Source organism: Pseudomonas sp. JR33AA, assembly GCF_021378985.1.
Taxonomy (GTDB): Bacteria; Pseudomonadota; Gammaproteobacteria; order Pseudomonadales; family Pseudomonadaceae; genus Aquipseudomonas; species Aquipseudomonas alloputida.
Genome location: NZ_JAJSAW010000033.1, coordinates 1 through 7,685 on the forward strand (window position 1 = coordinate 1; position 7,685 = coordinate 7,685).

A 7,685-nucleotide genomic window follows, 5' to 3' on the forward strand; every position below is an offset into this window, starting at 1 on the left:
GTTGGCGTCGCCATCGAAAACGGACGGTTCGCTGAGTCAAAACAACGAGTTCGCTTCTTGGCTTCTTGGCTTCTTGGATGAGGCATCCACATCGAGTAGGTATTCATTCGCGCAGGTGGGGCATAGTCACCGTTCTGCCCTTACGCGAACTGACCCTCGAAAGTTGGACGGTTCACTATGGATTAAGCGCTTGACGGGCATCCATGCCCGTCGCCTCCCTTCGCAAGCCCTACGCTCGGCCTCCTGAAGTCGCAATCTGCGTCGCCTGAACTATCGCGCGCTTACAAGCAAAAGCAGAAACAGCGTTACTGCGCGAACGCCCGCCCTAACCCACCTGGTACACCACTGCTGTCAGTTTCCTGCCAAGGCCCATTCGGGCTCAACGACCAGCTCCAGCCGTTATTAAACCGATAGTAGGTACGCTGCCGGTAGAAGGTATTGGGCTGCTTCTCCAACACATATACACCCAGCCTGGGATCCCAGTGGCTTGCCCCGCCAGGCGGTGGCGCAAAGCTGGCCGAGGTACGCGGCATGGGCTTGGGTATCGCCGCCGGCTTGCTCGGCTGAGTGGAAGGCTGCCCACCCGGCAAGGGCTTGACCACCGGCCCCGATGGCGGCACACGCTCAATCGGTGGCGCGGGCTGCTCGTACGGCTCGTGCACCGTACACGCAGACAAACCCAGGGCCAGGGTAATCAGGGTCAGGCGGACGGTGCTGTGCATGGCATTGCTCTCTTACTGGTCTGGACTGTCGATGGTCAGGCGCTGGGTAGCCTGGGTGGCGCTAGGCAACGGGGCACCCTGGCCAATCCACTCACCATGGGTAGGCTGACCAGCGCGTGATACACGTGCAACCAGTTGGACTTCAGCATAGTGCGACAGTTTCATCTGCGGCATCATCGCATCAGCATCAGACAACTCCACCTCGATCGGCAACTGCGCCACGGTTACCCGCCTGGCCGCCAGTGGCATCGGCGGGCCATTGCTGGCGCGTGCGAAGATAAACACCGTGTCGTCCGGCTTGACCTTGTCCTTCAAGGCAGCCGCCAATTCCACCCGCACTTTCAGGCGAGCCGCCACAGGTGCAGGCTCGGTAGCCTGCGCCGGCGCGCCGCCCAGGCGCTCGGCAGCGCGGTCGATACCGCCCTGCAGGGCCGCTCGCGAGGCATCACCTTCTGGCAACTGCGCCAGCAAGCGCTTCCAGTAGTCGATGGCTTCCTGATAACGCTCGCCTTCAAACGCGGCAATACCGCGCAGGCCCAGGCTGGTCACCTCGTTGGGGTCAGCCTTCAGCGCTTCGTCGGTCAGCGCCTGCAATTGCGGGCTCCACTGCTTGTTGGCGGCAAAGTACAGAGCCTGCGCCCATTGCCCCAGCAGCTCGGGCTGGCGACCGGCCAGGGCCACAGCCCGTTCGAACGTACGCGCGGCGTCGACCGGGCGCTGCTCGGCCATGTAGGCCCGGCCAAGGAAATACATGGCCTCGGCCGAATCCGGCTGGGCCTGCACCACGCGCTCAAGGCGCGTAGTCATTTCTTCCATCGACTTGGGTGCCTCGGCAAACTCCTGGGTCAGCGCCACCTTGTCGGCCGCACCAAAATGCAGGTACAGCCCCAGCGCCATCAGCGGCACCAGCACTGCAGCCAGCAGCGGCAGGGCCTTGCCCAAATGCCCCTGGCGCGGGGCCTCGGCGCCTTCGGTATCGGCCAGCAGCTCGCGCGCTGCCTCGTCCCGGCCCTTGGCCATCTGCGCCTCATCAAGCACACCGGCGGCTTGCTGGGCCGCCAACTCGGCGACACGTTCCTGGTAAAGGGCCACGTTCAGGGCCGTGCGGTCTTCTTCCTGCTGGCGACGGCGGCCGCGCAGGATCGGGAGCAGCAAAAAGCTGAGGGCAGCGAGCAGCAGAAGGCCCGCGCTAAGCCAGAATTCAATCATGGGTCTGTTCTTTTTCCAGCAGTTTGGCGAGACGCTCGCGTTCTTCGGCAGACAACTCATCGGCGCCCTGCACGGCCGCCCCCCGGCGCCGGCGCACGATCACCGCCAGCACCACGAAGCCACCGGCCAGCAAGATCCCCGGGCCAAACCACAGCAGCCAGGTACGCCCGCTGAGCGCCGGCTTGTAGCGCACGAAATCGCCATAACGGTCGACCATGAAATCAATGATCTGCTCGTTGCTCTTGCCCTCACCGAGCATGCGGAAGATTTCCCGGCGCAGGTCGGCGGCAATCGGCGCGTTGGAGTCGGCAATGTCCTGGTTCTGGCACTTGGGGCAGCGCAGTTCCTTGGTCAACTGCTGGTAACGCTCGCGCTCGGCCTCGTCGCGAAACTGGTAGGTGTCGATAGCCGCCTTGGCCACACCGGCCAGGCTCATGCCCAGCACCGCAGCTGCCAGCCAGCGCCTCATGGCTTGGCCTCATCGATCAGGCCCTGGTACAACGGCGCCAGCTGTTCACGCCAGACCGTGGCATCGACGATGCCCACGTGCTTGTAGCGGATGATGCCCTTGGCATCGATCAGGAAGGTTTCCGGCGCCCCATACACCCCAAGGTCGAGGCCCAGGCTGCCCTGTTCGTCACGAATATCCAGCTGATAGGGGTTGTGGAACTCGGCCAACCACTTCTGCGCGGCGGCGTTGTCATCCTTGTAGTTGACCCCATGGATCACCACCCCCTGCTGTGCCAGCTGGTTCAGGTACGGGTGCTCGACCTTGCACGACGGGCACCAGGTGGCCCACACGTTGACCAGTGCCGGGCGCCCCTGCAAGTCAGCCGCAGTCAGGGTGCGGTCCCCCTGTGTCGAAGCCAGGGAAAACGCCGGGAACGGTTTGCCGATCATTGCCGAAGGCAGCTCGTCGGGCTTGAGGAAAAGCCCCTTGTAGAGGAACACCGCCACCAGCAGGAACACTGCCAGGGGCACTACCATGATCCAACGCTTCATGCAGCTGCTCCAGACACGCCCAGGGCATCACGCACCCGGGTCTTGACCTTGACGCGGTAGCGCCGGTCGAGGGCCGCCAGCAACCCGCCCAGGCCGGTCAGCAGACCGCCCAGCCAGATCCAGCGGACGTAAGGCTTGATATGTACACGCACAGCCCAGGCGCCATTCTCCAGTGGCTCGCCAAGCGCGACGTACAGGTCACGGGTAAAGCCGGCGTCGATGCCCGCCTCGGTCATCATCGACTGCTGCACGGTGTACAGGCGCTTCTCCGGGTGCAAGGTGGTCACTTCACGGCCATCGCGGCTGACCACGACAGTGCCCTTGTCAGAGATGAAGTTCGGCCCTTCGAAGTGTTTGGCGCCCTGGAACAGGAAGTGGTAGCCACCCAGCTCCACGCTTTCGCCCGGCGCCATGCGCAGGTCGCGCTCGGCGCTGTTGTTGCTGGACAGCACCACGCCCAGCGCACACACCGCCAGGCCCAGGTGCGCCAGTTGCATGCCCCAGTAGCTGCGGCCCAGGCCCGGCAGGCCTTTGACCAGGCCCTTGTGCCGGGTCTTGTCGAAAATGTCACGCAGCCCGCCAAGCACCACCCAGGCGGCCAGGGCGAAGGCGGTCAGGGTGGGCCAGTCGAAGTCGTCGACGATAAAGCCGGCGACCGGGGCAAGGATGGCACTGCCGATCAATACCGGGGTCATCATGCTGACCAGCCATTTGCCCGGGGTGTCCTTCCAGCGCACCACCACGCCCACGCTCAGCACCACCATCAGCAGCGCCATCAGCGGCAGGAACAAGGCATCGAAGTACGGTGGGCCGACCGACAGCTTGGCCCCGGTCAGCGCGTCGAGCACCAGCGGGTACAAAGTGCCAAGCAGAATCATCGAGGCGGCCACCACCAGCACCAGGTTGTTGGCCAGCAGCAGCGTTTCACGCGACCACAGGGCGAAACCGACCTGGCTCTTGACCACCGGTGCGCGCAAGGCGAACAGGGTGAGCGACCCGCCGACCACGAACAGCAGGAAAAACAGGATGAAAATGCCCCGCGACGGGTCGGCGGCAAACGCGTGCACCGAGGTCAACACGCCGGAACGCACCAGGAAGGTACCTAGCAGGCTCAGCGAGAAGGCGGCAATTGCCAGCAGCACGGTCCAGCTCTTGAACACGCCGCGTTTCTCGGTCACCGCCAGCGAGTGGATCAGTGCGGTGCCCACCAGCCAAGGCATGAATGAGGCGTTTTCCACCGGGTCCCAGAACCACCAGCCACCCCAGCCCAGTTCGTAATAGGCCCACCACGACCCCAAGGTGATGCCAACCCCCAGGAAAGCCCAGGCGACGATGGTCCACGGCCGCGACCAGCGCGCCCAGGCAGCGTCCAGCCGGCCGCCGAGCAAGGCGGCGATGGCGAACGCGAAGGCCACCGAAAAGCCCACGTAGCCCATGTAGAGCATGGGGGGGTGAACGATCAGACCAAAGTCCTGCAGCAGCGGGTTGAGATCACGGCCATCGGTCGGCACCTGCGGCAGCAGGCGCTGGAACGGGTTGGAAGTGATGATAAGGAAGCTCAGGAAGCCCACGCTGATCATGCCCATTACCGCCAGCACGCGGGCCAGCATCACCTGCGGCAACTGCCGGGAGAACACCGACACGGCAAAGGTCCAGCCGCCGAGGATCAGCGCCCAAAGCAACAACGACCCCTCATGGGCGCCCCACACCGCACTGAACTTGTAGTACCAGGGCAAGGCGCTGTTGGAGTTGCTGGCCACATAGGCGACCGAGAAATTGTCTGTCATGAAGGCATGGGTCAGGCAGGCAAAGGCAAACGCCAGGAAGGCGAACTGCCCCCACGCTGCCGGCCGCGCCAGGCTCATCCACAGGCTGTCGCCACGCCACGCGCCAAGCAGCGGCACACTGGCCTGCACGACGGCAAAGCAGATGGCCAGAATCATCGCCAACTGGCCCAGTTCGGGGATTACCAGCGCTGCGTTCATGGTTTCGTCTCCCCGCCGGTAGCGGCCTGGCCGCTTTCCTTCAGGGCCTTGGTGACTTCGGGCGGCATGTATTTCTCGTCGTGCTTGGCCAGCACTTCATCGGCTACCACCACACCGTCGTTATTGAGCTTGCCAAGGGCGACGATGCCCTGCCCTTCGCGGAACAGATCGGGGAGGATGCCGCGGTAGGTGATGGGGACCGACTTGTTGAAGTCGGTTACCACGAAACGCACGTCCAGCGAGTCGGCCGAGCGCTGCACCGAGCCTTTCTCCACCATGCCGCCGGCGCGGATGCGTGTGTCCAGCGGGGCTTCGCCGTTGGCGATCTGGGTCGGTGTGTAGAACAGGTTGATGTTCTGCTGCAATGCGCTCAAGGCAAAGCCGACGGCAACCCCGACGCCGACCAGCAGGCCGACGATGAGCAACAGGCGTTTCTTGCGCTGCGGATTCACTGGTTGTTCTCCCGGCGCAAACGGCGCGCCTCTTCTTGCAGATAGCGACGACGAGCCAGCAGTGGCGCACCGACATTCAGCGCCAGCACCGCCAGGCAGATGCCATAGGCCGACCACACGTACAGGCCATGGTGGCCCATGGCGAGAAAGTCACCGAAGGTGGCAAAGCTCATTGTGCGGACCTCCGCCCCAGGCTGTTCAATACTTCCTCCTTGACCCAACTGGCGCGTGCTTCGCGCTTGAGCACTTCAAGGCGCATGCGCAGCAGCAGTACGGCGCCGAAGAAACAGTAGAACCCCAGCGCCGTGCACAGCAGCGGCAGCCACATTTCGGCCGGCATCGCCGGCTTTTCGGTAAGGGTAAAGGTGGCGCCCTGGTGCAGGGTGTTCCACCACTCCACCGAATACTTGATGATCGGGATATTCACCACACCGACAATCGCAAGCACCGCACAGGCCTTGGCCGCACTGTCACGATTACTGATCGCCTGGCCCAGCGCAATAATGCCGAAGTACAGGAACAGCAGGATGAGCATGGACGTAAGGCGGGCATCCCACACCCACCAGCTGCCCCAGGTCGGCTTGCCCCAGATGGCGCCGGTAACCAGCGCCACGGCGGTCATCCAGGCGCCAATGGGCGCGGCACATTGCAGGGCGACGTCGGCCAGTTTCATCTTCCACACCAGCCCCACCACCCCGGCCACCGCCAGCAGCACATAGCAGGACTGCGCCAGCATCGCCGCCGGCACATGGATATAGATGATGCGGAAGCTGTTGCCTTGCTGGTAGTCCTGGGGGGCGAAGGCCAGGCCCCAGGTGATGCCGACCAGCAGCAGGAGCACGGCAGCACCGGCCAGCCACGGCAGCATGCGGCCGCTGATGGCATAGAACCATTTCGGGGAGCCCAGCTTGTGGAACCACGTCCAGCTTATTTTCATCAGGGTACATCCAGGGTATTTGCCGGGCTTGAGAGCCCGGGACTCGTTATTCGCCGACGCTGATCTTCAGGCCGGCCGCTATCGCAAAGGGTGCCAGGGTCACGGCCAGGGCCGTCAGGCTGGCGAGCCAGAGCAGATGGCCGGTTGCCGGCATATTTTGCAACGCCGCTTGCAACGCACCACTGCCCAGGATCAATACAGGGATATACAACGGCAGAATCAGCAACGCCAGTAACAAACCGCCGCGTTTAAGGCCGACTGTCAGCGCCGCACCTACCGCGCCCAGCAAGCTCAATACCGGCGTACCCAGCAGCAGTGAACCGAGTAGCACCGGCAGGCAATGGCTTGGCAGCCCCAGCATCAGTGCCAGCAGTGGCGCCAACAATACCAGCGCCAGCCCGGAAAAGATCCAGTGCGCCAGCACCTTGGCCAGTACCAGCAACGCCAGTGGGTGCGGCGACAGCACCCATTGTTCCAGCGAGCCGTCTTCGAAATCGCTGCGGAACAGGCCGTCCAGCGACAGCAGCACGGCCAGCAATGCCGCCACCCAGACCAGGCCCGGCGACAAGGTTTGCAACAATTGGCTTTCCGGGCCGACCGCCAACGGGAACATGGCCACGACGATGGCGAAGAACACCAACGGGTTGGCCAGTTCGGCCGGGCGACGGAACAGCAGGCGCGCTTCGCGGCGCAGCAACAAGATGAATACGCTCATGCAGCCCATTGCCCCAGGTTCAGTTCTCGGTAACCGGAGGGCTTGCGTTCCAGTGTGTGGTGAGTCGTCAGCACCACCGTGCCGCCCTGCTCGCAGTGGGCCGCCAGGTGCGCTTCGAGTTGCGCCACGCCTTGCTTGTCGAGTGCGGTGAACGGCTCGTCAAGGATCCAAAGCGGCGGGCAAGCCAGGTGCAGCCGGGCCAGGGCCACCCGGCGCTGCTGACCGGCTGACAGGGTATGGCAGGGGACGTCTTCGAAACCGCGCAGGCCGACCGCCTCCAATGCCGCCCAGATCGCCTCGCGGCTGGCCGGCTGGTGCAGGGCGCACAGCCAGGTGAGGTTTTCTTCGGCGGTGAGCAAGTCCTTGATGCCGGCGGCGTGGCCAATCCACAGCAGGGCGCTGGCCAGGGCATGACGCTGCTCTGCCAATGGCTTGCCACCCAGCAGAATCTGCCCGGCCGTCGGCTGCATCAGCCCGGCCAGCAGGCGCAACAGGCTGGTCTTGCCACTGCCGTTGGGGCCACTGATCTGCAGCATGTCGCCGGCGCCCAGCTCGAAATCGAGCTGTTCGAACAGCAGGCGCCAGTCGCGCTCGCAGGCCAGGCCCGCGGCTTGGAGGTGAAGGGTCACGGTTTCGCCTTATCTTTAGGAGGGATTTGGAGCG

Annotated in this window: 10 protein-coding genes; all 10 read right to left on the reverse strand. The window is 64.0% G+C overall.

Features of this window, described 5'->3' with window-relative positions; translation table 11 throughout:
* Positions 1 to 305: 305 nt before the first annotated feature.
* The 10 genes from LVS58_RS24745 to ccmA are packed head-to-tail and all read right to left on the reverse strand — an operon-like array spanning position 306 to position 7,651.
* Complete coding sequence (locus LVS58_RS24745; protein WP_233693215.1) at positions 306 to 722, reverse strand: hypothetical protein; 417 nt, start codon at positions 720 to 722, stop codon at positions 306 to 308.
* Positions 723 to 734: 12 nt separating this feature from the next.
* Positions 735 to 1,931 carry a c-type cytochrome biogenesis protein CcmI gene (gene ccmI / locus LVS58_RS24750; RefSeq protein ID WP_233693216.1) on the reverse strand — a complete coding sequence of 399 codons (1,197 nt, stop codon included), beginning with the start codon at positions 1,929 to 1,931 and terminating at the stop codon, positions 735 to 737.
* Positions 1,924 to 2,400, reverse strand: coding sequence for a cytochrome c-type biogenesis protein (locus LVS58_RS24755; protein WP_233693217.1), 477 nt, complete (start codon positions 2,398 to 2,400; stop codon positions 1,924 to 1,926). Before LVS58_RS24755 ends, ccmI begins: the two co-directional genes overlap by 8 nt.
* On the reverse strand, positions 2,397 to 2,933 hold the full coding sequence (locus LVS58_RS24760; RefSeq protein ID WP_233693218.1) for a DsbE family thiol:disulfide interchange protein: 537 nt from the start codon (positions 2,931 to 2,933) through the stop codon (positions 2,397 to 2,399). Before LVS58_RS24760 ends, LVS58_RS24755 begins: the two co-directional genes overlap by 4 nt.
* A complete protein-coding gene (locus tag LVS58_RS24765; protein WP_233693219.1) occupies positions 2,930 to 4,918 on the reverse strand; it encodes a heme lyase CcmF/NrfE family subunit in 1,989 nt (662 codons plus the stop codon). Before LVS58_RS24765 ends, LVS58_RS24760 begins: the two co-directional genes overlap by 4 nt.
* Complete coding sequence (gene ccmE, locus LVS58_RS24770; RefSeq protein ID WP_233693220.1) at positions 4,915 to 5,370, reverse strand: cytochrome c maturation protein CcmE; 456 nt, start codon at positions 5,368 to 5,370, stop codon at positions 4,915 to 4,917. Before ccmE ends, LVS58_RS24765 begins: the two co-directional genes overlap by 4 nt.
* Entirely contained in the window at positions 5,367 to 5,543 is a 177-nt protein-coding gene (ccmD, locus tag LVS58_RS24775) for a heme exporter protein CcmD (RefSeq protein WP_003254380.1), read from the reverse strand. The genes ccmE and ccmD overlap by 4 nt, the downstream gene beginning before the upstream one ends.
* A complete protein-coding gene (locus LVS58_RS24780; RefSeq protein ID WP_233693221.1) occupies positions 5,540 to 6,307 on the reverse strand; it encodes a heme ABC transporter permease in 768 nt (255 codons plus the stop codon). The genes ccmD and LVS58_RS24780 overlap by 4 nt, the downstream gene beginning before the upstream one ends.
* Positions 6,308 to 6,353: 46 nt before the next feature.
* A complete protein-coding gene (gene ccmB / locus LVS58_RS24785) occupies positions 6,354 to 7,022 on the reverse strand; it encodes a heme exporter protein CcmB (protein WP_012051653.1) in 669 nt (222 codons plus the stop codon).
* The gene (gene ccmA, locus LVS58_RS24790) at positions 7,019 to 7,651 is read right to left on the reverse strand and encodes a cytochrome c biogenesis heme-transporting ATPase CcmA (RefSeq protein ID WP_003254385.1); all 633 of its coding nucleotides are present in this window, start codon (positions 7,649 to 7,651) and stop codon (positions 7,019 to 7,021) included. Before ccmA ends, ccmB begins: the two co-directional genes overlap by 4 nt.
* Positions 7,652 to 7,685 lie beyond the last annotated feature (34 nt).

What these genes read in the sequence shown, in the direction of transcription:
- LVS58_RS24745 (WP_233693215.1), bottom strand. Translation starts at nt 722, where the DNA reads ATGCACAGCACCGTCCGCCTGACCCTGATTACCCTGGCCCTGGGTTTG.
- ccmD (WP_003254380.1), bottom strand. Translation starts at nt 5,543, where the DNA reads ATGAGCTTTGCCACCTTCGGTGACTTTCTCGCCATGGGCCACCATGGC.
- LVS58_RS24760 (WP_233693218.1), bottom strand. Translation starts at nt 2,933, where the DNA reads ATGAAGCGTTGGATCATGGTAGTGCCCCTGGCAGTGTTCCTGCTGGTG.
- LVS58_RS24755 (WP_233693217.1), bottom strand. Translation starts at nt 2,400, where the DNA reads ATGAGGCGCTGGCTGGCAGCTGCGGTGCTGGGCATGAGCCTGGCCGGT.
- ccmB (WP_012051653.1), bottom strand. Translation starts at nt 7,022, where the DNA reads ATGAGCGTATTCATCTTGTTGCTGCGCCGCGAAGCGCGCCTGCTGTTC.
- ccmI (WP_233693216.1), bottom strand. Translation starts at nt 1,931, where the DNA reads ATGATTGAATTCTGGCTTAGCGCGGGCCTTCTGCTGCTCGCTGCCCTC.
- LVS58_RS24780 (WP_233693221.1), bottom strand. Translation starts at nt 6,307, where the DNA reads ATGAAAATAAGCTGGACGTGGTTCCACAAGCTGGGCTCCCCGAAATGG.
- LVS58_RS24765 (WP_233693219.1), bottom strand. Translation starts at nt 4,918, where the DNA reads ATGAACGCAGCGCTGGTAATCCCCGAACTGGGCCAGTTGGCGATGATT.